The following is a 26,149-nucleotide window of genomic DNA, read 5'->3' as shown; positions in this document are numbered from 1 at the left end:
TTGACGCAGCGCCGCACATGGTGTCCCATCGCAACGATGCACCTGCACTAATGGCCCCCTACTGCCGCGGAGACCCCTTGCCGACATCAGGCCTGATGGAACGCGTTCCCTCGTGGCGTTATCTGCCCGTGGCCTTGGCGCTGGTGCTGCCGGTGATCGCCTGCGTCGCCTGGACGTGGTGGCACGCGCAGAAAGAGCAGCGCTTCGAAGCCGAGTCGGCCGCGCGCATCGTGCGGGTGCAGACGCAGCACATCCTGGCGCAGGCCTGGCAGCTGCTGGACCGGATGGCCCCGCTGACCGCCCTGACCTGCGAAGAGGCGCTGCCCGACCTGCAGCGCTGGGGCACGCTCAATCCGTATATCCGATCGCTCATCCTGGTTCGTGGCGATCGCATCTATTGCTCGTCGGCGGTCGGCAGGTCCGATTTCCCGGTCTCGGATTTTCGCAAGTGGGCGTCCGGCGTGTCACCCGACCGCTGGCTCTTCACCGTTGCCGGCACGCCGCTCGCGCCCGAGCGTCCGGCGATCCTTCTGGGCCGGCCCGGCATCGAAGGCCATAGCGGCGTGGTGGTGGTCGACGGCCGCTACGTGCAGGACCTGCTGAACGCCGTGGCCAGCCTGCGCGATTACCGGATCGATCTGCAGGTGGGCGAAGGCGGCACACCCATCCACAATGATTCCAACGGCGCGAACGGGCCGTCCCGAGAACTCGTCTTCAGCGAGACCATAAACCCCGATGGGGGCGCGCCCCTGATCATCCGCGTCAATGCACCGCCCGAAGCGGTCGTGCAGGCGTGGCAGCAATTGATGATGACCTACCTGCCCGCCGCCGCGCTGCTCGGATTCGGCCTGGCCGTGGTTGCGTACCGCCAGCAGGCGAACCGCCGTTCCTTCAAGGAGCAGTTGCGCCGCGCGATCAGGGCTGATGAATTCAGGGTGCATTACCAACCCGTGTACGGTCATGCAACGGGCCAGTGCAGCGGCGTCGAGGCGCTGCTGCGCTGGGAGCGGCCCGGTGTGGGCTTTGTGCGGCCCGACATCTTTATTGCCGCGGCCGAGGCCGATGGCATGATCGTCCCGCTGACGCGCCATCTGTTCGCGCTGATCGAGCGCGACATGCGCGGCTGGGCCACTCCGCCGGGCTTTCATGTCGGGGTCAATATTGCCGCCGAGCATCTGTCGTGCGCCGAGTTCGCGGTCGACATCGAGCGCTTCTCGGCCAACATCGCCCAGCGTGAGCCGACCCTGGTATTGGAGATCACCGAGCGCAGCCTGATCACCGACGACGGCCAGGCCCGGCGCAACATCGACGCGCTGCGCGCGCAAGGCGTGCGCGTGGCCATCGACGACTTCGGCACCGGCCACTGCTCGCTGTCGTATCTGCAGCGCTTTCCGGTGGATTACCTGAAGATCGACAAGGGCTTCGTGCATGCCATCGAACCCACCGGCGAAGACGCGCCGGTGCTGGACGTAATCATCACGCTGGCGCATCGCCTGGGCCTGGCGGTGCTGGCCGAAGGCGTCGAAACCGACCTGCAGTTCCGCTATCTCACCGGGCGCGGCGTCGCGTTCATCCAGGGCTACCTGTTTGCGCGGCCCATGCCGTCGGATCAGTTCGTGACGTGGTATGCCGAGCACGCGCCGCCGGGCGAACCGGTGGGCGAGCCCCAATCGCGTTCAAGTGGTTTTGGCGTTGGCTGACGGCTTGGCAAAGAACAGGTCCGTGATGGCCTGGCTGTCCATGGGTTCGCCGTTGATCGCGCGCGTCAGCATTTCCGCACCCAGCAGTTGCACCGAAAACACCAGGTCGGGCTGCACCCGGCGGATCTTTTCCAGATGCTTGCTGGTGTTGACCAGCGCCACGGTCTTGGCGCCGTCCGTGCCGGTGGCTTCCTTCGCGGCCAGCACGATGAATGCGTTTTCCGCGTCGTCGTCCCGCAGCGCCAGCACATAGCGCGCCCGCGCGACACCCGCCACGTGCAGCACGTCGACGCTCGAGGGATCGCCTTCGATCAGGTCGGCGGCTGCGGGATAGTCGTGCGCCATGCCCGTTGGCACGATGACGGTGACTTCTTCGTTTCGGCTGCGCAGGCCCTGGTAGACGCTCAGCGCGAGGGGCGTCGCGCCCGCGATGATGATGTGGTTCTTTCTCATGGCCGAAGAAAACCTGCCTTTGACGAGCCGTTTCAGATTGCCGCCGATCACCGGTCCGGCGATCGCGCTGACGGAGGTGGCGAACACGGTAATGCCGAGGATGATAATCGACGCCGTGAACAGGCGCGCCGTGCCGCTATGCGGCACGATGTCGCCGTACCCCACCGTGGACATCGAGACGATCGAGAAGTACAGCGCGGTGCCGGCGTCGAGGATGGGCGGATTGAATTCGTTGCCCAGGTACAGCGTGCCGAACACCGCGTAGATCATCAGCGACAGCACGCTGACCAGCGCAAACAGCGAGCCGGCCGTCACGCTGGCGCGATCGAAGCGCCGCCAGTACGCCACCAGCGCGATCACCAGGACCAGCGTGTAGATGCCCAGTCCCGCGCGGCCGCCATCGCCCAATATGGCGAACGTGCCGATGCCGATCAGCAGCACCAGCGAGAACGCCCAGGCGATGCGCGCCTTGAGTATCAAGCCCAGCGCAATCACCTGCAGACCCACGCCGAGCACCAGGCGCGGAATCTCCAGCAGGCCGACCACGCGCATGATCTCGTGCCAGTTGTCCAGCGCGAGCCAGAACGAATATTCGCGCGCGCGGACTTCGCGCAGCACCGGGTGCATGAAGGCGTATCCGTCGAGGGCCACCAGGATGGCAAGGCACCAGTTCGGCGGGAAAAACGCCAGGATCTTGCGGAGGCGATGGCGCAGGGTTGGCTGGGGCAGGGGCATGGAAGGCACGGGCTTCCTATATCAATCTGGTATGGAAGACTATCAACAAAGAATTACTGGAAACGCGTCCGAGGTCCTAAACTTTCCTCATCAGGCGGCTATCCGGAAGGAACACCGCCGATATGGCAGTAACGCACTCCCAGCAGCAAGGGTGGACGCACTGCCAGGCGTTGATCACGTTGCAGCCAGTGCAGGGACTAGAGACCCGGCGCGGGCCACGGTCGGACCGTGCGTGAGTAGTATGAGGCACGAATGTTGGAATCGCGTGATCCAGGTAGAAGGCATCGGTGCCGGCCGATGACTCCGGGTTCACGTGTTGTTTTAGCGCGGCGTCTTACCCTTCGGGGGCAGCGCCGCGTTTTTTTCGCCTGACGGCCTTGCGCCGGGCGATTTCAGGCAGACGCGTTCGCGTCCGCTTCTTCGCTGCGCCAGGCCTGTTGCCCGTCCGCGCGCGCGGACGGCGCCGTTACCCGATAGTCCAGATCCAGCGTGATGTCGGCTGCAAACATGTAGCCCCATCCGTGGACCGCGCGTATCGGCAGCGTCATCTGATTGGCCGCGGCCTTGCGGCGCAGGCGGCTGATCATCACGTCCACGAAGCGGCGGCGCGTGATGCCGCTGTCGGCTTCGTCCGCGCCATCGGCCAGAAAGGCGTCGCGGCTGATCTTGCGGTCGGGCGACTTCACCAGCCGCGACAGGAAGTCGCGTTCACCGGTTGTCAGACCCAGCGTCCTGCCCTTGGGGCTGATGAGCGTCCATCCCTTGTTCGCCAGCCGCCAGCCTTCCTGGGCCGGTTCTTCCGATGCGCCCGAATCCGCGCCCGCTCCCGGGTCCATCCCGTCCAGACCGACCGCGCGCCGTACCAGCGCCTGCAGCACCGCCGCAAGCTCCAGGCCGGTCACGTCCGGCGGCAGACAGGCGTCAGCGCCGCAGAGCAACGTGCGGATGCGGCTTTCCGAATCGGTGAATGGGGCGATGGCTACGAGGCCCAGGCTGCGGTCGATGGCGCGCAGGCGCACGGCGGCGTTATGCACATCGGGAAGCGGGGCTTCCAGAACGACCAGCGGACTGGGCCGGCGGGAGTATCGGTCGTAGACATCCACGAGATCGTGGCAGCGGCGGACGTTGAATCCCAGATGTGAAAGGGACTCGACGAGTCTGGCATGCCTGGCGTCGTCGCGGCCAAGAAAAATGACATCCAGCGTGTTGTTCATTGATGCTTCCAATGAGGCGTCGCGGTAGGGCGCTGGCGCCTTGAAAAAGCCGGACGTCTGGCAGAGCCATGCCGTTGCCGGCCGTTGCGGCGCTTTTCCTTCCAGAGCACGCCTGTGTTGCATTTAAACACGGGCGTGTTTTTTTGTGAAGATACGTTTCTATGGTTTCGGACGGTAACAGTCGTCCGCGGGGAAATGGCCTCGCATCGATTGAAACAGCGTTTGATCCCCGATTTGCGTCAGAAAAATATTATGTATTACCGATACATTATTTTCTCTTTCGGCCGATTCGATGCCCATAAACTCATGCGGCTTTTTTTGCTGTCGGTTTTGCTGCAGCGCCGCGTGACGGCGGCGGGCGAAACGCGGGGCAATACGCTGCAAACCGATGAAAGATATGACTTTTATGGGGCGGTTTGTGGCGGTAAGCGACGGCGCGCAGCAGCACGCGTGCAAGGCCAGGGGGGCCATGCGGCGATTTAAGGATTAGCCCGGAAATTGGGGGCTAATCCCTTTGTTTGGCCGTGGATTTGAAATGCTTTAATCAAATAAAACCATACAAATTAATGTCTCGAGTTGATCGATTGGACACGTTTAGCCATCGTCTGCGCAACGCAAGAGTGCTTCAGGGGTGGACTCAAAAGGACTTGGCGGTCGCAAGCAACCTGTCGCAAAGCGCCATCGGCAACTACGAAAGCGGCCAGCGCCAGCAGCCTTCGAGCGAGGCGCTCATCAAGCTGACGCGCGCCCTGCGCGTCAATCCCCTGTGGCTCAGTACGGGCGAAGGTCCCATGCTCGACACGCCGTCCGGCCATGTTGCTGCGGGCAGGCTGGGCGAAATCCCCGACCCGCCCGCCTGGCCCTTCGAAACCATCTCCTACGCGGCCTACGCCCGTCTCACCCACCAGGAAAAGCGGCAGATCGAGCTGGTGCTGGGCGCCTACATCAAGGCACGCGGCGAATAGTTCCCATCGGTTGCGCGGGAACCTGCGGGCGCAGCCGGACATCGGCGGGGGCGTTGGCCCCGGTGCCGCGGGGATCGGTGCGCAGGCGGCTGCGCAGGCGCTCCACCGGATCCGCGATCAGGTAGTTCAGCACCGCCGAGACCCCGATGCAGCCGGTGATCGCCATGGCGGCGAACAGCATGGGCTGGTGCTCCTGCACGTCGTGCATGAGCCAGCTGAACGCCATGATCACCAGCATGTGGCAGATGTACAGCGGATAGCTGAGTTCACCAATTGCCTTGTCCAGCTTGTGGCGTGACTGGAACAGGAACGCCAGCGGCAGCAGCGCGGCGAACAAGAGGACGGCCAGGCCATCGCGCACGGTGGGATTGATGCCGATCGAGAAGTGCGCAACCGCATACAGGAACAGGATGCCGGTGCCCAGCTCGGGCAGGCGCTTGACGCGCTGCGTCCAGGCCTTCATGCGCGGCAGCAGCACCTGGTGCGACAGCGAGCCGATCAGGAACAGCGCCAATTCTGTCGGGAAGAAGCGGTAGGTCCAGGGATCCGAGCGGCCGACGCCGGTCCAGATCAGGATCGCGCGCAGGGCAAGCGAGGCGGCCAGCAACGCCAGCAGACGGCGCGGCGAGCGCAGGACGAAGGGCGCCACCAGGTAGAAGCTCATCTCGACGCCGAGGGTCCAGGCTTGCGGCACCAGCAGGCCCTTGTACAGCGGCACGTCGCTGTTGGCGAAGCTGCCGGTGAAGGCGAGGGCCGAATCGCGGATGCCGAAGAACATCAGCCAGTCCTGACCGAAGATGAAGAGGTTGGAGAGGAACAGGAAGACTTCGGCGCTGAAGGGCAGCGCTTCGTAGATGCGGAAGAACGAACCGCCGCTCACGATGTGGGCCGTCAGCGTCAGCGCCGCCACCGCCAGATAGATCGGGAACAGCCGCAGGAAGCGGTTGGCGTAGAACTTGCCGGTGGCGCCCTGGTAGTTGTCCGTCGCCGTCAGCACGTATGAAATGAGGAAGCCGGAAATCACGTAGAAAAGCTGCACGGCAAGCCTGCCGCCGACAAGCTGATCGGCATAGCCTCCGCCCAGGTGGTCCAGCACCACTGACAACGCCAGTAAGGTTCTTAAGAAGCCCATCGCGCATCTCCCCGGTCGATATTGTTCTCAGGCCCGATGGGCCGGACACTGCGCATGCGGTTGTCGCGGGCTCCGCTCCTCTTTCCCTGTATTACTTTTTAGGCCGGAGTCATCAACTGTCATTGATTCTGCTCGCGGCGACTTACCCCCGCCATGCGGCATTCGATGCAGAACCCGAGATCATCGGAGCTAGAACCTCCGGCTCAATCGTGCATCTTTTGGATACGGCTGACGGACGGAGAAAATCGCGTGACGCGCCACAGGCCGGTTACATTACGACGATACGCATCAATTGGAGGCTCGCTCATGCCCAACTTCCTGTCCACGCCCACCAGGGTGCTCTGCCTGGGACTGTTGACCGCGGCGCTGGCCGGATGCGCCGGCATGACCGGCGGGGCGCGTCCCGAAGGCGCCGCTGCCGCCAGCGCCGCCACCAGCAAGGACTCACTGGCGCAGACGAGCTGGGAACTGGTCCGCTGGTCGCAACCCGGCGGCGCGCTGCGCGACATTCCGCACGGCGACAACGGCGAACCCATCCGCCTGACCTTCCTCGCGCAGGGCAAGCAATACCAGGTCAACGGATTCTCCGGCTGCAACCGTTACACGGGCACGTACAAGCTTGAGCGCAACAAGCTTGTCATCGACGCGCCCGCCACCACGCGCATGGCCTGCGTGCCGCCCGAGCGTGCAAAGCTGGAAGCCGATTACCTGCGCGCGCTGCGCGCCATCGACACGTTCACGCTGGATAGCGGCGGCGCGCCGCGTCACCTGACGTTCAATCTGCGTGGCGGCGACGTGCTGGAGTTCGAGCGTCGCCAGGATCCCTCGACACCCTGAATTCGCTTCGCTGAACGTTTCAAGGACCCGCATGCGCTTACCCCTTTTCCTGCGCCGCCTGGCGCCCGGCCTGCTGTGCGCCGGTCTCGTTGCCTGCTCGTCGCCGCCGACCGCGGCCGATGGCCAGGATCCGCGGTTCCAGCCGACCTCCGCCTCCGACATTCTGGTGCAGACGAACTGGGATCTGGTGCGCTGGGTGCTGCCGGGCGGTGCGCTGCGCCCCGTGCCGCATCCGTCGGCATCGCAGCGCGCCATCTCGGTGACCTTCATCCATGACCAGGGCTCACCGCGCATGCTGGGGTTTTCCGGCTGCAATTCATTCAACACGCCGTACACCTTTGCCAACGGAATCCTGATCGTGCGCGGCAATCCGGTGTCGACCGAGATCGCCTGCGCGCCGCAAGCCATGGCGATCGAGCGCGAGTTCCTGGCGGCGCTTACCGGCATCACCGCCAGTTCGCTCGACTACGCCAACAATCCGCAGCGCATGGCCTGGAAGCTCAGCACGGGCGACACCCTGGAATTCACGCGCAGGCCGGACTCGCTGGCGGGCGGCCAGGGCGGAACCAAGCTGATCTACGTCGATGCGACGCGTGTGCCGTGCGACACCGGCGCCGGCCGCGCCCTGTGCTTCCTGGTGCGCGACGACCCCTACCAGCCCTGGCAGGTCTGGCATGGCCAGATCACCGGCTTCAATTACCAGTCCGGTGTGCGCTACCGGCTGCGCGTGGTCGAGATTGACGATCCGAATCCCGTCGCCGCCGCGCCGCGGCACTGGGTGCTGGACGCGGTGGTCGAACAGCAGGTCGTCGTCACCCGCTGAGGGTGGCGGCACGCAGGCTGAGGGCGGCGCTGGCCGCCCTGCAATGGCCTCTGCGCCGGCGCCCACCGCCCAGCGATTATGATTACGGGCTTCGCCGCCCGTTTTTATTGCTTTGCCATGACTTCCGTCGTCAATATCGCCGCTTACAAATTCGTTTCGCTGGATGCCCTGCCCGAGCTGCGCGAGCGCCTGCTCGCCGAGGCCGGCGCCGCCGGGCTCAAGGGCACGATCCTGCTGGCCGGTGAAGGCATCAACCTGTTTCTCGCGGGGGCGGCCGGCGGCATCGACACCTTCCTGCTGGGCCTGCGCGCCGATGCGCGGTTCGCGGACCTGGAGGTCAAGTTCAGCCACAGCAACGACGTGCCGTTCCGAAAGCTGCTGGTCAAGATCAAGCGCGAGATCATCCGCATGAACCACCCCGCCATCCGGCCGGCGGCAGGCCGTGCGCCCGGGGTCGACGCGCACACGCTGGCGCGCTGGCTTGATGCGGGCGTCGACGACGATGGCCGGCCCGTGGTCATGCTGGACACGCGCAACGCCTTCGAGGTGGACGAGGGTACGTTCAAGAACGCCATCGACTGGCGCATCGACCGCTTCACGCAGTTTCCCGCCGCGGTGGAAGCGAACCGCGCGCAGCTCGCGGGCAAGACTGTCGTCAGCTTCTGCACGGGCGGCATCCGCTGCGAGAAGGCCGCCATCTTCATGAACGAGGCCGGCATCGAAAACGTCTACCAGCTCGACGGCGGCATTCTCAAATATTTCGAGGAAACGGGCGGGCCCGGCTACGAAGGCAAGTGCTTCGTGTTCGACGAGCGCGTCTCGCTGGATCCGGCGCTGGCGCCCAGCCACGCCTGACCGGATTCATCGCTGCAACAAAAAAAGCGCCCGCATTCGCGGGCGCTTTGCATTGGCAACGACGCGGATCAGCGTACGCGCATGCCGGGCTTGGCGCCGGGGAACGGCTCCAGCACGTAGATGCCGGCGTCGACGGCTTCGTCCGCATGGCTGGCGGCCAGCACCATGCCTTCGGACACGCCGAACTTCATCTTGCGCGGCGCCAGGTTGGCGACCATGACGGTCAGCTTGCCGACCAGGTCTTCCGGCTTGTAGGCCGACTTGATGCCCGAGAACACGTTGCGGTGGCGGCCTTCGCCCACGTCCAGCGTCAGGCGCAGCAGCTTGGTCGAGCCTTCGACGTGCTCGCAGTTGACGATCTGCGCGATGCGCAGGTCGACGCGCGCGAAGTCGTCGATGGAGATGGTCTCGGCCAGCGGCTCGCCGCCGGGCACCACGACGGGCGCGGCGGGCGGCTCGAACAGGTCTTCCAGCATCTGCGGTTCCACGCGCTGCATCAGGTGCTTGAACGGCGCCACGCGCTGCGGCAGGACCGAGGCGTCGGCCCAGGTGAAGGGCGCCTGCGCGCCGAACAATTCCAGGGCGACGCGTTCGGCGAGCTGGGGCAGCACCGGCGCCAGCATCACCGACAGGGCCTTGAAGCCAGCCAGCGAGCGCGAGCAGATGTCCTGCAGCGCGGCTTTCTGCGCGTCGTCGGCGGTGGCGATGCCCTTGGCCAGCACCCACGGCTGCGCGGTGTCGAACGCCTGGTTGATGCGGTCGGCGTAAGCCATGATCTCGCGGATGGCGCGGTTGTACTCGCGGGCCTCGAACGCGGCGCGGATGGACTCGGCCTGCTCGGCGTATTCCGCGGACAACGCGCTGGTGTCGCCCGAATAGCCGAGGACGCCGTCGAAGTGCTTGGTGATGAAGCTGGCGGCGCGGCTGGCGATGTTGACGTACTTGCCGACCAGGTCGCTGTTCACGCGGGCAATGAAGTCCTCGGGGTTGAAGTCCATGTCTTCGACGCGCGCGTTCAGCTTGGCGGCGATGTAGTAGCGCATCCATTCGGCATTCATGCCGAGTTCCAGGTAGCGCAGCGGCGAAATGCCGGTGCCGCGGCTCTTGGACATCTTTTCGCCGCTGACGGTGATGAAGCCGTGCACGTTGACCGCGTCCGGCGTCTTGCGGCCGGCGAATTTCAGCATGGCGGGCCAGAACAGGGCGTGGAAGTAAACGATGTCCTTGCCGATGAAGTGGACCTGTTCCGTGTCGCCGTTGGGGTCGAGCAGGGCGTCGAAGTCCATGCCTTTGACCTCGCAATACGACTTGAGCGAGGCCAGGTAGCCGACCGGCGCGTCCAGCCAGACGTAGAAATACTTGCCCGGGGCGTCCGGGATCTCGATGCCGAAATACGGCGCGTCGCGGGAGATGTCCCAGTCGCCCAGCTTGGCCTCGCCGTCTTCGCCGCCCAGCCACTCGCGCGTCTTGGCAAGCATTTCGGGTTGCAGGTGCTTGACGCCTGCCTTGTTGGAACCCGTGGTCCACTGCTGCAGGAATTCCACGCAGCGCGGGTCGGACAGCTTGAAGAAGAAGTGGTCGGACGACTTCAAGACGGGCGTCGCGCCCGTCAGCGCGGAGTACGGATTGATCAGCTCGGTGGGCGCGTAGACGGCGCCGCAAACCTCGCAGGAATCGCCGTACTGGTCCTTGGCATGGCACTTGGGGCACTCGCCCTTGATGTAGCGGTCGGCCAGGAACATGCCCTTGACCGGATCGTAGAACTGCTCGATGGAGCGCGTTTCGATCAGGTCCTGCGCCTTCAGCGCGCGGTAGATGTCCTGCGACAGCGCGACGTTTTCCGCCGAATCGGTGGAATGCCAGTGGTCGAAACGGATGTGAAAGCCGTTCAGGTATTGCGGTCGCTCGGCCGCGTAGCGCGCAACCAGCGCCTGCGGCGTGATGCCTTCCTTTTCGGCCTTCAGCATGATCGGCGCGCCGTGCGCGTCGTCGGCGCCCACAAAGTGCACCGTGTGGCCCGCCATTCGCATCGAACGAACCCAGATATCGGCCTGGATGTACTCCATGATGTGGCCGATGTGGAAGGATCCGTTGGCGTAGGGCAGCGCAGTGGTGACAAAGAGGGTGCGAGACATGGTTGTCGACTGAGGTTGAGGGGAAAAGGAGAGTTGGCGGCCATTTTAGGGCAAGCGCGAGCGCCTGCCCCTGACGTGGCGCCGGAAAGCGCACAACCCGCCCATCGCATTGATGCGAATCAGGCGGGTTGAGAGGGGAGTGGCCGGGGCGTTTGGTGCGATTTCAGCGCAACACGCATCGGCCGGCTTGCGCGGGATTTACGCGCAAGCCACGTTGAAAGCCGCCGTCAGCGGATTTCGCGGGCCTCGACGTCAATCACGTCGCCACGCGGTTGCGTGGCGAACGGGGCAGTGGCGGACTGGAAGGGTCCAGGGCGGGCGCCTTGGCGCTGGCTCCAATAGGCGCGAACGCCGAAGGGCTTGCCGCGGACCTTGGCGACCACATAAAGGATCGCCACGGCGAATGCCGTGGAAAGCATGAACACCAGCGCCATCGCCATGCCGATCAAGGCCAGGGCGGCGAATAGGACGGCACGAAAGAAGCGGATAAGTGTGTTGGTCATGAATGTCGGATGCAAAACGCAGCGAAAGGTTCCCGTGTATCCGCTATCCTTTAGGGGATGGCGGCCCGCAGACGCCGCGCTGCCTACGGAACCATAGTGACATGAGTATAACGATAGAAAACATCCGCGCCGCACTGCGCGCCGCGCAAGACCCGAATACCGGTTTGGATTTGGGTGTTTCTGTAAAAGATCGTGACATTCAACTGGCCGGCGGCCGCGTCGCGTTGACGCTGGAGCTGGGCTATCCCGCCGACGCCGTCCGCGAGCAGATCCGCGACATCGCCGTACGCGCGCTTGCGCAAGCCGGCGCGCCCGATGCGCAAGTCACCGTCACCTGGAAGGTTGCCGCGCACGCGGTGCAGAAAGGCCTGAAGCCGCTGCCCAACGTGCGCAACATTATTGCGGTCGCTTCCGGCAAGGGCGGCGTGGGCAAGAGCACTACCGCCGTGAACCTGGCCCTGGCGCTGGCCGCCGAAGGCGCAACGGTCGGCCTGCTGGACGCCGACATCTACGGCCCCAGCGTGCCGACCATGCTGGGCATCTCCGGCCGTCCCGAAAGCCGGGACAACAAAAGCATGGAGCCGCTGACCGGCCACGGCCTGCAGGCCAATTCCATCGGCTTTCTGATCGACGCCGATTCGCCCGCCATCTGGCGCGGCCCGATGGTGACGCAGGCGCTGGAACAATTGCTGCGCCAGACCAATTGGCGCGATCTGGATTACCTGATCGTCGACATGCCGCCCGGCACGGGCGACGTGGCGCTGACGCTGGCGCAGAAGGTGCCGGTCGTCGGTGCGGTCATCGTGACCACGCCGCAGGACGTGGCGCTGCTGGATGCGCGCAAAGGCCTGCGAATGTTCCAGAAGGTGGACGTGCCGATTCTGGGCGTGGTCGAGAACATGGCCATCCACATCTGCTCGCAGTGCGGTCACGCCGAGCACATCTTCGGTGAAGGCGGCGGCCAGCGCATGGCCGAGCAATACCAGACGCCGTGGCTGGGCAGCCTGCCGCTGACCCTTGCGATTCGCGAGCAGACCGACGCCGGCACGCCGACGGTCGTGTCGGACGCGGGCAGCGAAGCCGCGTCGCTGTACCGCGCGATCGCTCGAAAGCTGGCCGCGGGCGTTGCGGCGCTTCCGCGCGACATGGCCGGAAAGTTTCCCTCCATCGTCGTTCAACAACCGACCTGACGCATGCGGTGGGCTGCCCGAGCCTTATTGGCAGGACTTTGCATGATGGCGGGCGAGGCGTTGGCCAAGCGCCCGGAGGTCATTGTCGACCCCGGGGGCGTGCCCCCGGCCGCGCTCCAGGCGATCACCCAGGCGGTCGATGCGATCGCGCGTCTGGCCGAAGACCAGGACGGCGGTGAAATCAACCGCCTGCGTCGGCGCGCGCGCGACGCGACGCTGGCGGCGTTGGCCACGCAGGGGTATTTCTCACCCAAGGTCACGCTCGAGGCCGGCACCGATATCGGCGGGGAAACCTGGGACATCGCGATCGTGCCGGGCAAGCGTACTACCGTCGAAACCGTGAACCTGGAATTCTCGGGCCGCATCACGCGCCCGGAGTACGCGCAGCGTGTGCAGAGGCTGCGCGACGACTGGAGCCTGAGAAAGGGGCAGCCCTTCATCAACAGCGACTGGAACCGCGCCAAGGCCACGCTGCTGGACGACGTCTCCACGCGCGATTTTCTGCTGGCGCGCATGACGTCCTCGCGCGCGGACATCGACGCCGACAACGCGGCCGCGCATCTGCACGTCACCATCGACAGCGGACCGCAGGTGCGCATGGGCGAGCTCAACACGCAGGGTTTGAAGCGCGTGCCGGAAACCTTGATCGACCGCTACGTGCGCTACAACGTGGGCGCCGCGTTCGACCAGAACCGGCTGGACCAGTGGCAGCAGGACCTGCAATCGACCGCATTTTTCCGTGGTGCGTTCGTTTCGCTGCAGGAGCCGCCCAGCGCGAACGATCAGCCCACCGATCCCATTTCTGACCGCGCCCGCGGACCCGGATCCGAGGACGCCGCGGCAGCGGCGTCAGCGGGCGATCCCACCGTGTCGGGCGGCATGCCCCCGCCGCCGGCGCAGTTCGATTCGGACGGCGAGATCACGCTGCCGGTGCAGGTGCGCGTGGTCGAGGCGCCGCCCAAGCGGTTTTCCGCGTCGATCGGCGTGGACGACGAGGCCGGCGTGCGGGTGGAATCCGTGTATCGCCAGAACGTGGTGTTCGGCCAGCCGGTCACCATGGAAACCGGCTTCGGCGTGGACCGGCTGCGTCAGCGTGCCTTCATGGACATCCTTCTACCTCCCTCCGAGCGCGGCTACCGCGATTCCGTCGGGATCCTGGCGGATCGCTCCGACATCCAGGGGCTGGAAGTGACCCGCTACGCGCTGGGCGCCACGCGCACGCAAGAGCGCAAGGGCGCGGGCGACAGCCGCGTCGAATACGAAACGCGCTATGGCGTGCTGCTGGCGCAAGACCACGTCAAGATCGACGGCGGCGACAGCTACACGCTGCCCACCATTACCACCACGGCCGAATGGCTGCGGCGCGACGTGGACAACAAATACGATCCGCGCGAGGGCAACCTGATTTCGGTGGGCGGCGGTGTCGGCGTGACGCTGGACACCGGCGAGCCCTACACGCGTCTGCGGCTGCGCGGCCAGAAATGGTGGCCGGTCGGCAAGTGGGACGTGCTGACGATCCGTGGCGAGGTCGGCCGCGTCTGGTCCAACGGTGACGTGCAGGTCCCGGACGACTTCGGCTTCCGGACGGGCGGCGCGCGGTCGATCCGCGGCTATCGCTACCAAAGTATCGGCGTGCACCGCGACAACGCCGTGGTGGGCGCGCCCACGCTGCTCGTGGGCAGTATCGAGTACGACCATTATTTTGACGAGCGCTGGGGCATGGGCGTATTCGTGGACGCGGGCGATGCCGCCGAATCCTTCGGCGACATGAAGATGTCCGTGGGCTACGGTGTCGGCGCGCGCGTGCGCACGCCCGCCGGGCCGCTGTTCCTGGACGTGGCTTACGGCCAGCGCGAACGCGACCTGCGCCTGCATTTCTCGCTGGGGATCGCGTTTTGAAGTTCGTGCGTAAATTCCTGCGCCATGTGCTGGTGTGGTGGCTGCCTGGGCTTGCCATGCTGGCCGCGTTGGCGGCCGGTTTCATCTTCTGGCTGGTGGCCTCGCAGAGCGGCACCCGCCTGTTGCTGACCACCGCCGCGCAGCAGCTCGAGGGCCAGGCGCTGGACGTGAACGGCTCGCTGCTGCGCGGCGTGACCGTGGGGCGGCTGGAGTTGACGGCCGGCGGCACGCACGTCGACATCCACGACCTGGACCTGTCCGTGCGCTGGAGCGCCCTCGGCGATCGGCTGCTGCACGTGCGCAACCTGTCGGCCGGCGCGGTCCGCGTGGACATGGCGTCCTCGCCCGAGACGCCGCCCGCCGAGGAAAGCAGCGAACCCTTCACGCTCCCCGAGCTGCCGGTGACCATCGCCGTGGACCGGCTGGCGCTGGGCGACTTCCAGTTCACCCAGGACGGCGAGCCTCTGCCCGTCACGTTGAATGATCTGAACGCCACCTTTGCCGCCAGCCAGCAGGGCGCGCAACTGCGCATCGCCAGCCTGCGCGTCGGGCACGCGGTGGGCGAGGCCGACGTGACCGGCCAGGCCGATCTGCAGGGGCTGGCCGACCCCTGGCCCTTCGCGGCGCGTCTGGACGTGACGGCGCGGGGCGCGGGGCCAGATTCCCCGCTTTGCCAGGCCGACCGGCTGAGCGGCGTGTTCGGTCCAGTGGCGGGGCAGGCGCCCGTCAAGGACAAGGCTGAAGAATCGGCCAAGCAACCCGCTGCGTCCAAGGCACAGGAAGCGGCCAATCGCGCCGACCGGCGCAAGATCGAAGCCGCCGGCAAGGGCGCAAATACCTCCAAGCCAGCGGAGGCGGCCAAGGGCCGCGCCGACGCCGCGGTGGCCTCCAAGGGCAAGGCAGAGCCTGCCCCCAGCGCGGCCGCGCCGATGGGGCCGCCCGTGCCCGCGTGCCTGGTCGTGCTGCACGCCGACGCCGCGGGATCGCTTGACGGCATCCAGGCCAAGATTGACGGCACCGGATCCAATCTCGTGCTCGACGTGGTGGCCGATCTGGCGCCGCGCACGGCGCTGGTGCTGCGCAGCGCCCGGGCGCGCGCACAGTTGCCGGACAAGTCCACGCTGGCCGCGCAGTTCGACCTGCAGCCAGGCGACGCACCCGGCCGCGACCGCATCGTCGGCTCGCTGGACGCGCAGCGCCTGGACCTGGCGCCCTGGACGGGCAACGCCATTCCGCCAGCACTGCTGACCGTGCGCGCCGACGTGCAGGCCGATATCGAAAACCTGAGCGCGCTGCGGCATGCCGCCGTCAACCTGCGCTTTGAAGAGGGCAGCCGCTGGAACCGCCAGCCGCTGAGCGGGAATCTGAAGGCGCAGGTGGATGTGGCTGCGGCAGCCGGTGCTGCGGCAGCCGATGCTGCGGCAGCCGGTGCTGCGGCAGCCGGTGCCGCGGCGCCGGCCGGGACGGCTGCGGCTGACCCAATGGCGGACCCGCTTGCCGGCCTGCGCATCCACGGCCTGGACGTGGACCTGCGGTTGGGCCGCAACCGCGTTCGCGCGACGGGCGAACTGGGCGCCGCGAGCGGCGCCATCACCCTCGATGCCCAGGCGCCGCAACTGGATGCCTTTTGGCCCGACGTGCCCGGCGGCGCCGACGTGAAAGCCCGCATCGACGGCACGGTGGCCGCGCATCGCGGCGAGATCTCCGGTAGTTACACGCCGCCCCGGCCCCGGCCGGGGATCATCGGGCAGTCCCGCGCGCAGGCCAATCTGACCTTCAACGGCGGGTGGGGGAGGGGACCTGCGGGCCAGCCGGACGCGACGCTGGTGGGCTGGCGCGGCACGTTCTCGCGGCTGAGCGCTGACACAGCCGGATTTGCCGTCTCCCTGGATCGCCCGGTCACGCTGTCCTTCCTGCCTTCTGCGGTTGCGCCGCAATGGCAATGGCAAGTCGGCCAGACCGCCGTGAGCCTGATCCTGCCGGGCAAGGAGCGCCTTTCCGTGGCGCACCAGGGCTCGCGCGGCGGCGGCAAGCGCTGGGAAACCGCTGGGCAGTCGGACAATCTGGTCATCACGGCCGCCGTGGCGCGCCAGGTGGTCGGCGCGTTCGATCCGGAAGCCGCGGCCAAGCTGGGCCGCAACGCCGGCCGCGTGAACGCGATGGTGCCGGACGGCCAGCGCCGCATCGCGCTGGACCTGCTGTGGGACTTGAAATTCGATGGACGCCTGGCCGGCCGGGCCCGGATCGCGCGCCGGGCGGGCGACCTGCTGATTCCGGGCGATCCGCCGGTCCCGCTGGGCGTGAAGGCGCTGGTCGTCGACGTGACCGCCACGCCCACGTCGGCCAACGCCAGCCGGCTGGACGCCCGCCTGGATCTGGCGACGGAAAAGATGGGGTCGATCAACGGCACCGGCACGGCGGTCTTGCTGGTCGACGCACAAGGCGGCATGTCGCTGGATTCGCGTCAGCCGCTTCGGGCGCGCCTCAATGCGGACATCGCCGACCTGGCGTGGGTCGGCCTGTTCGTGGGCGACGCTATGGAAGTGGGCGGCACGCTCAAGGCCAATATCGACGTGCAGGGCACGCTCGCCGGCCAATGGGGCGCCACCGGCGCGATCCAGGGCGACAAACTGCGGCTGGTGCGCATCGACGATGGCGTGCGGCTGATCGACGGCACGCTGTCCGCCCGCCTGGACGGCCAGCGGCTGATTCTGGACAGCCTTCGCTTTCCGGCGTCGCTGCGCGTCATGCCCGCCGAATGGCGCACCAAGGAATGGATCACGACCAACGCGGGCGCCAAGGGCGGTTTCGCCGAAGCCAAGGGCGACTGGAACATCGTGGACGGCGGCGGCGCGATCAAGCTGACGCTGTTCCGCTTTCCCGCCCTGCAGCGCTCGGACCGCTACGCCATGGTGTCCGGCACGGTCGAGGTGCGGGCAGCCATGCCGCGCCTGGAAATCGTGGGCAACCTGAGCGCCGACGCCGGCTGGTTCAGCCTGGAGATCCTGCAGGGCGTGCCGACGCTGGATGACGACGTGCGCGTGATCCGCGCGGGCGACGATCCCGACAAGGTCTCGACGCCGCTGCAGACCAGCATGGACCTGAGATTCGACATGGGACCGCGCTTCTACATTACGGGCATGGGGCTGGACGCGGGCCTGCTCGGCGCCATCCAGATCCGCCTGAACGACGGCCGGCTGACGGGCTGGGGCCAGTTGCGCACGCGCGGCGGCGGCATCGAGGCCTATGGCCAGCGGCTGCGCCTGAGCCGCGGGACCCTGACCTTCCAGGGCCGGCTGGACAATCCCATCCTGGACATCGAGGCGCTGCGCACGGGCGAACTGGTCGAGGCCGGCGTGCGGGTGGTGGGCACGGCCCAGCGTCCGCGCATTGACCTGGTGTCCTATCCGGAAGTCAGCGACGTCGAAAAGCTGTCGTGGCTGCTGCTGGGCCGCGGGCCGGACGAAAGCGGCGGCGACGCGGCCCTGCTCGTGTCGATCGGCACCGCGCTGCTGGGCGGCGGGCAGCCGTTCTACAAGCAGTTCGGCCTGGACGATGTGGCGGTGCGCACCGGCAACATGGGCAGCTCGGGCAGCATCCTGCCTGACCGCACGGTGGCCGGTAACGTCAACCGTGATATCGGCAGCGACCTGTCCACGCAGTTCCTGGTGGCCAGCAAGAACTTCGCCAATGGCATCACGCTGAGCGTCGAGCAGGCGCTCTCCGGCAGCGATACCGTTGGCCGCGCCAGTTACCGGCTGGCCCGTGGTCTGTCCCTGGATTTGAAGGGCGGGTCGGTCAACGGGATCTCGCTGGTGTACCGCACCCTCTTTGGCAATTGAGCCGGCGCCCGGCTTGAGGCGGGACAAGTGTGTCTCGCCGGGCCGGGGGGCGGGTCCGGCGCGCTCGGGATAAAATGACTCCCATTCAAATCCCTAGCACCACACCCACCATGAGCATCAAAAGCGACCGCTGGATCCGCCGCCAGGCCGAAGCCGGCATGATCGAACCCTTCGAACCGGGGCAGGTCCGTACGGCCAATGGCGGGCGCATCGTCAGCTACGGCACCAGCAGCTACGGCTACGACGTGCGTTGCGCCGACGAATTCAAGATCTTCACCAACATCAATTCGACGATCGTCGATCCCAAGAACTTCGACGAAGGCTCGTTCGTGGATTTCAAGGGCGACGTCTGCATCATTCCGCCGAATTCCTTCGCCCTGGCGCGCACGGTCGAATACTTCCGCATCCCGCGCAGCGTGCTGACGGTCTGCCTGGGCAAGAGCACGTACGCGCGCTGCGGCATCATCGTCAACGTGACTCCGCTGGAACCCGAATGGGAAGGCCACGTCACGCTGGAATTCTCCAACACCACGCCGCTGCCCGCCAAGATCTACGCCGGCGAAGGCTGCGCGCAGATGCTGTTCCTGGAAAGTGACGAGGTCTGCGAGACCTCGTACCGCGACCGTGGCGGCAAGTACCAGGGCCAACGCGGCGTCACGCTGCCGCGCACCTGATTCCTCAGCCGGCTTGCGCTGGACGTGGGTCGTCGTGCAGGTCGACGGGCACGTAGTCGCGCACGTAGTCAATATCCCACTCGCCTTCGCCGGTCGGCACAAAGCCGTGCCGGCGATAGAAGCGGTTCGAATCGCTGCCGCGCAACGCGCTCAATGTCACCTTCGCGCGGCGGCGGTCTGCGTCCCGCAAGATCCGGCGCAGCACCTGGCCGCCCAAGCCTCGCCCCTGCGCAGAGGGATGCACGTACAGATGATCCAGCCGCAACCCGTCGCCGTCCGGCCGCAAGCAATAGAACCCGACGCGCTCGCCGTCTGCTTCGATATGCCAGGTGCACTCGGGACGGAAGGTGCCGCGCAGCCGCTCGCGCGCCCGGTCCGGGTCAAAGCGGCCCAGCCGTTCCAGGCTGTCGCGCATGGCGGCGATCCGCAGCGCCAAAAGCGCTTCGAAATCGGACTCGGCGGCGGGCGTGAAACGCAGCGGTGCAGCATCTTTGGAAGCGTCGCTGGCGGCCTCTTTGGCGATATCGCTGGCCGTTTCAGCAGCGGCTCCACGGGCAGTTCCAGGCGCCAGCTCGTCATAACCCCGGCCAAGAAACTGCAGGATGCAGATGCCGTGCCCGTACGGATCGGCCAGGTGCGCAATGCGGCCCCAGTCGTGCGTGGCGGGCGGGTCCTCCAGACGCGCGCCGGCGGCGACCGCCCTGGCCACCGCCTGGTCCACGTCGTCCACCACCACGTCCAGATGCACCGGGGTCCAATGCCGCGCGTAGTCGCGGGGCTGGCGCACGGCGCCAGCAGCCGGGGTGCCGGACGCCTTTTCGAGCAGATAGATGGGGGCGTCGGCGCCCAGCAGTTCGGCCCCTGTCGAACCCAGGCGGCGGTTCAGCGTCAGACCAAAGGCCGACTGGTAGAAACCGATAGCGTGTTCGAGATCGGGGACATCGATATTGACCAGGATTCTCATGGGGGCATTTTGGTGGTGGAGCGCCAGCGGGCAGAGGGGCGAACCCCGTTGTTATGCGGCCTGCGCTAAAGAACCTCATGCCGCGTCCGTAAAAAGATTACATGTGTTTGCCGATTTGGCGACGTCATTTCTGCAAGCGTTAGCAAGGCCCAATCCGTGCGTTACCCCCATATTCCCTGGCTGCCCCTGTTGTTCTATCCCGCGTTGCCGGTGGCCGCCGCGGTCGGGCTGCTGTTCTGGCGGGAATGGCCGCCCGCGCTCAGCCTGATCGTGCCGTTTGTGCCGTGGGTGATGGCGCTGATTGGATCGGCCATCTGCCTGATGTATCAACGCTCGCAAACGATGGCGCTGATGCTGTGCGTGCTGGCCGTCACGGCGGCGTGGCCGACGCTGGCGCGTGAGGTGCCATGGGCCATGGGCCCCGTGCTGGCCTGGTGGTCGCTCGTGTACACCATCAATGCCTTGTGGTCCGAACGATCCAGCATGCTGATCGACGTGGTGCTGCGCATCGGCTTGATGGCTGCGGGCGTGGCGGTGATCGCGCTAGTCGGCAAGGACGGCGTGGGCGACATCTTCAGCACCATCGCGCTGCAGGGCATGCTGGCGCGCCTGGGCGTGGCGGCCGAGGCGCTGATCGCGCTGCTGGGCACGGGCCTGACGTTGACGCTACTGCTGTTGCGCTACGGACGCCCGCAGCAGGCGGGCCAGTGGCTGGGCTTTGTGTGCATGGCGTGGGCGCTGCCGCGCGGCGCGGCGCATCCGCTTGAATTGGCGCTGATGTCCGCCGCGGCGCTGACGGCCCTGTGCATCTCGTTGGCGCATGAAGGCTTTCACATGGCATTCCGTGACGAGCTCACGGGTCTGCCCGGCCGCCGCGCGCTGAACGAACGGCTGCAGCGCATGGGCCGCGTCTATACGCTGGCGATGGCCGACGTGGACCATTTCAAGGCATTCAACGACACGCACGGCCATGACGTGGGCGACCAGGTGCTGCGCATGGTCGCCTCGCAGTTGCGGCGCGTGCCGGGCGGCGGCCAGGCCTACCGCTATGGCGGCGAGGAATTCACGCTGGTGTTTCCGGGCAAGACCGCGGCCGAGGCCATGCCGCACCTGGAAACGGTGCGGCGCGCGATCGAGGCCTACCAGATGCGCTTGCGCGACAAACCGGCCCGGCCCAAGGCGGACCAGATCGGCCAGCGCCGCCGTGGCGGACGGGGCGCGCGTGGCGCCCGGCCCCTGCGCGTGACGGTCAGCATTGGCGTGGCCGAACGCAGCGATGCCCTGCGCGCTCCGGACGCCGTCATCAAGGCGGCCGACCAGGCGCTCTACAAGGCCAAGGACGGCGGACGCAATCAGGTGTGGGCTTTTGGCGCGCGCCGCCGCGCGGGCGCTGCCTGACGCCAGGGCCTACCGGTCGGGCAGCGTCATCGCCATCAGCGCTTCGTCGTACAGCTTGCCGTTGACGAGCAGCGCCTCGCGCTCGTGGCCATACACGGTGAATCCCAGGCTGGCGTAAAGCGCCGACGCCGCGACGTTGTTGGCGGTTACGCTCAACTGCACCTGCCGGATCCCTCGCATCGTCCGCGCGTGGTCGATCGCCGCGCGCATCAGCAGCCGGCCCAAGCCCCGGCCGCGCTCGGCGGGCGCCACATACATGCTCCAGATGTGAGCCTTGTGCCGCACCTTCAGTTTGCGCTGGCGCCCCACGCCCACGATGCCGGCCAGCGCGTCGCCCAAAAACACGCCATACATCGCGCCGTCGTTAGCCGGCGAAATCCATTCTCGGATGTCCGCCAATGTCAGCGTGTGTTCCTCTTCGTAACTCGATCCGAAGGACTCCGGCGTTTCCACCAGCGCGTTCAAGCGCAATTGCCGCAGGGGCGCGGCGTCGGCAGCGATCAGTCGTCGGACGACAGGCTCGTTCATGGCGGCTTTGAGAGTGTTGGGATTAGGTAACGTTTGAGGAGTATAGGGGGATGGCCTTGCCTATAATGGCCCCAACGCCGCTTGCGGTTTTCAACAAGGAGCCACTGATGTTCGGTTTCCTCAAGACAAACCAGGATGCGACGCGCCACGAAGTACAGGAAGAATTCGTGGCTCGTGTCGCGGGTGCCGCGCAGGACTTCGTGGAGGCGGCCGGTTCAACCGGCGCCGTACTGGACTACTCCCCGTCCAGCGTCCATGCGCTTGATGATGCACTGGAGGCCGCCCATCTGGGCACGCTGCCTCTGACCCCCATGCAAACCGTCGGTGCTGCCGCCTATCTCTATGAAGTGGGCCGGCGCGCGCACGGCGGCCTGTACGAGGTCTGCGACGACGAAGACCCCGTGGTCCTCGTCTGCGGAGAACCCGGGTCGGAAGTGTGTTTTGGCGCGATCGCCAAGGTCGAACGGCGCATCCGCTACGGGGCCGCCGAGGCCATCCCCGCCTACTTTGACCTCTTCATGACAGCCCTGCAGACGGGCGAAGCCCAGACCATCCGCTAGGCCGATCTGACGCTTCTGGGGATTTCCCTTAGGGCTGTACGAAAAACAGCCCTACAATTCCGCAATTCCCGCCGGCCGGCGGGTGCTCGTGCCGTCTGTCATCAGACGGTTTTTTACTCGCAGTACATTCGCGCCGCGATACGCGTCCGATCCGCCATGCCCCCAGGAGCGCCTGCATGAAATTCCGCTTCCCCATCTTCATCATCGACGAGGACTACCGTTCCGAGAACGCGTCCGGTTTGGGTATCCGTGCCTTGTCCGCAGCAATCGAGGCCGAGGGCGTCGAGGTGATCGGGGTAACCAGTTACGGCGACCTGAGCTCGTTCGCGCAGCAGCAAAGCCGCGCCAGCGCCTTCATCCTGTCGATCGACGATGAAGAGTTCGACGTGGACTCGCCCGAGGACGTGGCCGGCGCGATCAAGAACCTGCGCGCCTTCATCGGCGAGCTGCGCTTCCGCAACGCGGACATCCCGATCTACCTGTACGGCGAAACGCGCACGTCGGAACACATTCCGAACGACATCCTGCGCGAGCTGCACGGCTTCATCCACATGTTCGAGGACACGCCGGAGTTCGTGGCGCGCCACATCATCCGCGAGGCCCGCAGCTACGTCGACAGCCTGCCGCCGCCGTTCTTCCGCGAGCTGGTGAAGTACGCGCAGGACGGTTCGTATTCGTGGCACTGCCCGGGACACTCGGGCGGCGTGGCGTTCCTGAAAAGCCCGGTCGGCCGGATGTTCCACCAGTTCTTCGGTGAAAACATGCTGCGCGCCGACGTCTGCAACGCCGTGGACGAACTGGGCCAGCTGCTGGACCACACCGGCCCGGTCGCCGAATCCGAACTGAACGCCGCGCGCATCTTCCACGCGGACCATTGCTTTTTCGTGACCAACGGCACGTCGACCTCGAACAAGGTCGTGTGGCACGCCAACGTCGCCGCCGGCGACGTCGTGGTGGTGGACCGCAACTGTCACAAGTCGATCCTGCACGCCATCACGATGACGGGCGCGATTCCCGTGTTCCTGCGCCCCACGCGCAACCACCTGGGCATCATCGGTCCGATTCCGCTGGAAGAGTTCCACCCGGACAACATCCGCAAGAAGATCGAAGCCAACCCCTTCGCGCGCGAAGCAGTGAACAAGAATCCGCGCATCCTGACGCTGACGCAGAGCACGTACGACGGCGTCATCTACAACGTCGAAATGATCAAGCAGCAGCTCGGCAGCTATGTCGACACGCTGCACTTTGACGAAGCCTGGCTGCCGCACGCGTCGTTCCACGAGTTCTACCAGGACATGCACGCAATCGGCCAGGACCGCCCGCGCAGCCAGGACGCCATGGTGTTTGCCACGCACTCCACGCACAAGCTGCTGGCCGGCATTTCGCAGGCCTCGCAGATCATCGTGCAAGAGTCCGAGACCCGCAAACTCGACCGCAACGTCTTCAACGAGGCGTATCTGATGCACACGTCCACGTCGCCGCAGTACGCGATCATCGCGTCCTGCGACGTGGCCGCGGCCATGATGGAGCCCCCGGGGGGCACCGCGCTGGTCGAGGAAAGCATCCGCGAAGCCCTGGACTTCCGCCGCGCCATGCGCAAGGTGGAATCCGAGTTCGGCAAGAACGACTGGTGGTTCAAGGTCTGGGGTCCGAACCGCCTGGTGTCCGAAGGCATCGGCAATCGCGACGAATGGATCCTCGAGGCCAACGACCACTGGCACGGCTTCGGCGAAATGGCCGAAGGCTTCAACATGCTGGACCCCATCAAGGCCACGGTCATCACGCCGGGGCTGGACATGTCGGGCAGCTTCGGTGAAACCGGCATTCCCGCCGCGCTGGTCTCCAAGTACCTGACCGAGCACGGCGTGGTGGTCGAGAAGACCGGCCTGTACTCGTTCTTCATCCTGTTCACCATCGGCATCACCAAGGGCCGCTGGAACACGCTGTTGACCGCCCTGCAGCAGTTCAAGGACGACTACGACCGCAATCAGCCGCTGTGGCGCATCCTGCCGGAGTTCTGCCGCGACCATCGCCGCTACGAGCGCATGGGCCTGCGCGACCTCTGCCAGCAAATCCACGAGGCCTACCGCGAGCGCGACGTCGCCCGCCTGACGACCGAGATGTACCTGAGCGACATGGTGCCCGCGCTGAAGCCGTCGGACGCCTTTGCCCGCATGGCGCACCGCGAAGTCGAGCGTGTCGACATCGACAAGCTGGAAGGCCGCGTCACGGGTGTGCTGCTGACGCCGTATCCTCCGGGCATTCCGCTGCTGATCCCGGGCGAACGCTTCAACCGCACCATCGTGCAGTACCTGCAATTCGCGCGCGAGTTCAACGAACGCTTCCCGGGCTTTGAAACCTACATCCACGGCCTGGCCGACGAAGTGGGTCCGGATGGCGAGAAGCGTTACTACGTTGATTGCCTGATCGAAGAGTAAGCACGGGCGGGCCGGAAATCTTGATGTTCGATGTTGCAGTGCTTGGCGCGGGCGCCGCCGGAATGATGTGCGCGGCGGTCACCGGCCAGCGCGGCCTGCGCGTGGTGCTGGTCGACCACGCGCAGCGCCTGGCCGAGAAGATCCGCATCTCGGGCGGCGGGCGCTGCAACTTCACGAACATCGGCGCCGGGCCCGCCAATTTTCTGTCCGACAATCCCCATTTCTGCCGGTCGGCACTGTCGGCCTACACGCCGCAGGACTTCCTGGCGCTCATGAAGCGCCACCGCATCGCCTGGCACGAGAAGCATCGCGGCCAGCTGTTCTGCGATGACTCCAGCGAAAACATCATCGACATGCTGCGCGCCGAGTGCGACGCGGGCAATGTGCAATGGCGCATGGGCTGTTCGGTGGCCGAGGTCGCGCACGGGGCCGAAGGTTTCGAACTGCGCACCAGCCAGGGCGTCATCCGGGCCGCCAAGCTGGTCATCGCGACCGGCGGCATGGCGATTCCGCAACTGGGCGCCACCGACTTCGGCCTGAAGATCGCCCGCCAGTTCGGCCTGAAGGTCGTCGAGCCGCGCCCCGCGCTGGTGCCGCTGACCTTCGACCCGGCGCAGTGGCAGCCGCTGTCTGAGCTGTCTGGCGTGGCGCTGGAAGTGAACCTGCAGACCGGGCAGGGCAAGGCGCGCGGCGAATTCCTGGAAGACCTGCTGTTCACGCATCGCGGGCTGTCAGGGCCGGCGATCCTGCAAATCTCCAGCTACTGGAAGCCGGGCGAGCCCATCGTGATCGACCTGGCGCCGGGCCGCGACCTGGCGCAGGAACTGCTGGCGTCCAAGTCCGGCAATCGCCAGCAGTTGCACACCGTGCTGGGCGGGCTATGGCCCAAGCGGCTGGCCGACCGCTGGCTGCAGCTGGCCGAGCAGGGCGGAAAGCCGGGCCTGGCCGCGCTGCGCCTGGCCGACGCGCCGGACAAGACGCTGCGCGGGCTGGCGCAGGACATCCATCAGTGGACGCTCGTGCCCAGCGGCACGGCGGGCTACAAGAAGGCCGAAGTCATGCGTGGCGGCGTGGATACGCGCGGCCTGGATCAGAAGTCCATGCAGGCCAAGGCCGCGCCGGGCCTGTACTTCATCGGCGAGGCCGTTGACGTCACGGGGTGGCTGGGCGGCTACAACTTCCAATGGGCGTGGGCCTCGGGCGTGGCCTGCGGGCAAGCGCTGTAGGCCGCCGGCCGTTTTCGTCCGCACATCCGCAACGTCCTGAAGTCGCCCGCCTGGGCACATTTCGGCCAATCCGGCATT

20 protein-coding genes and 1 pseudogene are annotated in these 26,149 nt (G+C 66.3%); 14 read left to right on the top strand and 7 right to left on the bottom strand.

Features of this window, described 5'->3' with window-relative positions; all coding sequences use genetic code 11:
- Nucleotides 1-95 precede the first annotated feature (95 nt).
- On the top strand, nucleotides 96-1,700 hold the full coding sequence (locus ASD71_RS01825) for an EAL domain-containing protein (RefSeq protein WP_056559109.1): 1,605 nt from the start codon (nucleotides 96-98) through the stop codon (nucleotides 1,698-1,700).
- Here ASD71_RS01825 and kch read toward each other — a convergent pair.
- Entirely contained in the window at nucleotides 1,677-2,888 is a 1,212-nt protein-coding gene (gene kch / locus ASD71_RS01820; protein ID WP_056559106.1) for a voltage-gated potassium channel protein, read from the bottom strand. The genes ASD71_RS01825 and kch overlap by 24 nt on opposite strands.
- A gap of 392 nt (nucleotides 2,889-3,280) precedes the next feature.
- Nucleotides 3,281-4,102, bottom strand: a complete 822-nt coding sequence (locus ASD71_RS01815) for a response regulator transcription factor (RefSeq protein WP_056559103.1) — start codon at nucleotides 4,100-4,102, stop codon at nucleotides 3,281-3,283.
- Nucleotides 4,103-4,312: 210 nt separating this feature from the next.
- Between ASD71_RS01815 and ASD71_RS27875 the strand changes: the two genes are divergently transcribed.
- The gene (locus tag ASD71_RS27875; protein ID WP_156395057.1) at nucleotides 4,313-4,585 is read left to right on the top strand and encodes a hypothetical protein; all 273 of its coding nucleotides are present in this window, start codon (nucleotides 4,313-4,315) and stop codon (nucleotides 4,583-4,585) included.
- Nucleotides 4,586-4,668: 83 nt separating this feature from the next.
- A complete protein-coding gene (locus ASD71_RS01810) occupies nucleotides 4,669-5,067 on the top strand; it encodes a helix-turn-helix domain-containing protein (RefSeq protein ID WP_082578749.1) in 399 nt (132 codons plus the stop codon).
- On the opposite strand, the gene ASD71_RS01805 is transcribed toward ASD71_RS01810, so the two are convergent.
- Entirely contained in the window at nucleotides 5,048-6,199 is a 1,152-nt protein-coding gene (locus tag ASD71_RS01805) for an acyltransferase (RefSeq protein WP_056559098.1), read from the bottom strand. The two genes, ASD71_RS01810 and ASD71_RS01805, sit on opposite strands and share 20 nt — an antisense overlap.
- A 306-nt stretch (nucleotides 6,200-6,505) precedes the next feature.
- Between ASD71_RS01805 and ASD71_RS01800 the strand changes: the two genes are divergently transcribed.
- The 3 genes from ASD71_RS01800 (at nucleotide 6,506) to ASD71_RS01790 (ending at nucleotide 8,714) form a co-directional block, all read left to right on the top strand.
- Nucleotides 6,506-7,036, top strand: coding sequence for an META domain-containing protein (locus tag ASD71_RS01800; protein ID WP_056559095.1), 531 nt, complete (start codon nucleotides 6,506-6,508; stop codon nucleotides 7,034-7,036).
- Between the two features lie 31 nt (nucleotides 7,037-7,067).
- Nucleotides 7,068-7,859 (top strand): META and DUF4377 domain-containing protein, encoded by a 792-nt coding sequence (locus ASD71_RS01795; protein ID WP_056559092.1) that lies wholly within the window; start codon nucleotides 7,068-7,070, stop codon nucleotides 7,857-7,859.
- Nucleotides 7,860-7,976: 117 nt separating this feature from the next.
- Nucleotides 7,977-8,714, top strand: coding sequence for a sulfurtransferase (locus tag ASD71_RS01790; RefSeq protein WP_056566287.1), 738 nt, complete (start codon nucleotides 7,977-7,979; stop codon nucleotides 8,712-8,714).
- A 68-nt stretch (nucleotides 8,715-8,782) separates the two neighbouring features.
- On the opposite strand, the pseudogene metG reads toward ASD71_RS01790, so the two are convergent.
- Both metG and ASD71_RS01780 read right to left on the bottom strand, forming a co-directional pair.
- Nucleotides 8,783-10,876: pseudogene (gene metG / locus ASD71_RS01785) on the bottom strand (methionine--tRNA ligase); the annotation flags it as partial.
- Between the two features lie 200 nt (nucleotides 10,877-11,076).
- The gene (locus tag ASD71_RS01780; protein WP_056325207.1) at nucleotides 11,077-11,352 is read right to left on the bottom strand and encodes a hypothetical protein; all 276 of its coding nucleotides are present in this window, start codon (nucleotides 11,350-11,352) and stop codon (nucleotides 11,077-11,079) included.
- Nucleotides 11,353-11,453: 101 nt separating this feature from the next.
- On the opposite strand from ASD71_RS01780, the gene apbC reads away from it, so the two are divergent.
- The 4 genes from apbC (at nucleotide 11,454) to dcd (ending at nucleotide 18,957) form a co-directional block, all read left to right on the top strand.
- Entirely contained in the window at nucleotides 11,454-12,542 is a 1,089-nt protein-coding gene (gene apbC / locus ASD71_RS01775) for an iron-sulfur cluster carrier protein ApbC (protein WP_056559086.1), read from the top strand.
- Nucleotides 12,543-12,545: 3 nt separating this feature from the next.
- The gene (locus tag ASD71_RS01770) at nucleotides 12,546-14,441 is read left to right on the top strand and encodes an autotransporter assembly complex family protein (protein ID WP_056559083.1); all 1,896 of its coding nucleotides are present in this window, start codon (nucleotides 12,546-12,548) and stop codon (nucleotides 14,439-14,441) included.
- Nucleotides 14,442-14,497: 56 nt separating this feature from the next.
- Entirely contained in the window at nucleotides 14,498-18,283 is a 3,786-nt protein-coding gene (locus tag ASD71_RS01765; RefSeq protein WP_056566283.1) for a translocation/assembly module TamB domain-containing protein, read from the top strand.
- A gap of 110 nt (nucleotides 18,284-18,393) precedes the next feature.
- Entirely contained in the window at nucleotides 18,394-18,957 is a 564-nt protein-coding gene (gene dcd, locus ASD71_RS01760; protein ID WP_008166733.1) for a dCTP deaminase, read from the top strand.
- Between the two features lie 4 nt (nucleotides 18,958-18,961).
- Here dcd and ASD71_RS01755 read toward each other — a convergent pair whose 3' ends face one another.
- The gene (locus ASD71_RS01755; RefSeq protein ID WP_056559081.1) at nucleotides 18,962-19,921 is read right to left on the bottom strand and encodes a GNAT family N-acetyltransferase; all 960 of its coding nucleotides are present in this window, start codon (nucleotides 19,919-19,921) and stop codon (nucleotides 18,962-18,964) included.
- Between the two features lie 156 nt (nucleotides 19,922-20,077).
- Here ASD71_RS01755 and ASD71_RS01750 point away from each other — a divergent pair, with 156 nt between their 5' ends.
- Entirely contained in the window at nucleotides 20,078-21,319 is a 1,242-nt protein-coding gene (locus ASD71_RS01750) for a diguanylate cyclase (RefSeq protein ID WP_056559079.1), read from the top strand.
- A 9-nt stretch (nucleotides 21,320-21,328) separates the two neighbouring features.
- On the opposite strand, the gene ASD71_RS01745 is transcribed toward ASD71_RS01750, so the two are convergent.
- Entirely contained in the window at nucleotides 21,329-21,847 is a 519-nt protein-coding gene (locus tag ASD71_RS01745; RefSeq protein WP_056559076.1) for a GNAT family N-acetyltransferase, read from the bottom strand.
- Between the two features lie 107 nt (nucleotides 21,848-21,954).
- Here ASD71_RS01745 and ASD71_RS01740 point away from each other — a divergent pair, with 107 nt between their 5' ends.
- The 3 genes from ASD71_RS01740 (at nucleotide 21,955) to ASD71_RS01730 (ending at nucleotide 26,071) form a co-directional block, all read left to right on the top strand.
- Nucleotides 21,955-22,407 carry a hypothetical protein gene (locus tag ASD71_RS01740; protein ID WP_056566280.1) on the top strand — a complete coding sequence of 151 codons (453 nt, stop codon included), beginning with the start codon at nucleotides 21,955-21,957 and terminating at the stop codon, nucleotides 22,405-22,407.
- A 176-nt stretch (nucleotides 22,408-22,583) separates the two neighbouring features.
- Nucleotides 22,584-24,845 (top strand): arginine/lysine/ornithine decarboxylase, encoded by a 2,262-nt coding sequence (locus tag ASD71_RS01735; RefSeq protein WP_056559073.1) that lies wholly within the window; start codon nucleotides 22,584-22,586, stop codon nucleotides 24,843-24,845.
- A gap of 23 nt (nucleotides 24,846-24,868) precedes the next feature.
- Nucleotides 24,869-26,071, top strand: coding sequence for an NAD(P)/FAD-dependent oxidoreductase (locus ASD71_RS01730; protein ID WP_056559070.1), 1,203 nt, complete (start codon nucleotides 24,869-24,871; stop codon nucleotides 26,069-26,071).
- The last annotated feature ends 78 nt before the right edge of the window (nucleotides 26,072-26,149 follow it).

Origin of the sequence: Achromobacter sp. Root565 (assembly GCF_001427425.1) — a bacterium.
In the GTDB taxonomy this organism is placed as follows: Bacteria; Pseudomonadota; Gammaproteobacteria; order Burkholderiales; family Burkholderiaceae_B; genus Achromobacter; species Achromobacter spanius_D.
Note: the sequence above shows the minus strand (reverse complement) of the source record. Positions and strands in the feature narration are given on the sequence as shown.

Excerpts from the sequence above, each read along its gene's own strand:
- ASD71_RS01730 (WP_056559070.1), top strand. The coding sequence starts at position 24,869 with ATGTTCGATGTTGCAGTGCTTGGCGCGGGCGCCGCCGGAATGATGTGC.
- apbC (WP_056559086.1), top strand. The coding sequence starts at position 11,454 with ATGAGTATAACGATAGAAAACATCCGCGCCGCACTGCGCGCCGCGCAA.
- ASD71_RS01805 (WP_056559098.1), bottom strand. The coding sequence starts at position 6,199 with ATGGGCTTCTTAAGAACCTTACTGGCGTTGTCAGTGGTGCTGGACCAC.
- ASD71_RS01735 (WP_056559073.1), top strand. The coding sequence starts at position 22,584 with ATGAAATTCCGCTTCCCCATCTTCATCATCGACGAGGACTACCGTTCC.
- ASD71_RS01795 (WP_056559092.1), top strand. The coding sequence starts at position 7,068 with ATGCGCTTACCCCTTTTCCTGCGCCGCCTGGCGCCCGGCCTGCTGTGC.
- ASD71_RS01800 (WP_056559095.1), top strand. The coding sequence starts at position 6,506 with ATGCCCAACTTCCTGTCCACGCCCACCAGGGTGCTCTGCCTGGGACTG.
- dcd (WP_008166733.1), top strand. The coding sequence starts at position 18,394 with ATGAGCATCAAAAGCGACCGCTGGATCCGCCGCCAGGCCGAAGCCGGC.
- ASD71_RS01825 (WP_056559109.1), top strand. The coding sequence starts at position 96 with ATGGAACGCGTTCCCTCGTGGCGTTATCTGCCCGTGGCCTTGGCGCTG.
- ASD71_RS01780 (WP_056325207.1), bottom strand. The coding sequence starts at position 11,352 with ATGACCAACACACTTATCCGCTTCTTTCGTGCCGTCCTATTCGCCGCC.
- ASD71_RS01745 (WP_056559076.1), bottom strand. The coding sequence starts at position 21,847 with ATGAACGAGCCTGTCGTCCGACGACTGATCGCTGCCGACGCCGCGCCC.
- ASD71_RS01755 (WP_056559081.1), bottom strand. The coding sequence starts at position 19,921 with ATGAGAATCCTGGTCAATATCGATGTCCCCGATCTCGAACACGCTATC.
- kch (WP_056559106.1), bottom strand. The coding sequence starts at position 2,888 with ATGCCCCTGCCCCAGCCAACCCTGCGCCATCGCCTCCGCAAGATCCTG.
- ASD71_RS01815 (WP_056559103.1), bottom strand. The coding sequence starts at position 4,102 with ATGAACAACACGCTGGATGTCATTTTTCTTGGCCGCGACGACGCCAGG.
- ASD71_RS01740 (WP_056566280.1), top strand. The coding sequence starts at position 21,955 with ATGTTCGGTTTCCTCAAGACAAACCAGGATGCGACGCGCCACGAAGTA.
- ASD71_RS01770 (WP_056559083.1), top strand. The coding sequence starts at position 12,546 with ATGCGGTGGGCTGCCCGAGCCTTATTGGCAGGACTTTGCATGATGGCG.
- ASD71_RS01765 (WP_056566283.1), top strand. The coding sequence starts at position 14,498 with ATGCTGGCCGCGTTGGCGGCCGGTTTCATCTTCTGGCTGGTGGCCTCG.
- ASD71_RS01790 (WP_056566287.1), top strand. The coding sequence starts at position 7,977 with ATGACTTCCGTCGTCAATATCGCCGCTTACAAATTCGTTTCGCTGGAT.
- ASD71_RS01810 (WP_082578749.1), top strand. The coding sequence starts at position 4,669 with ATGTCTCGAGTTGATCGATTGGACACGTTTAGCCATCGTCTGCGCAAC.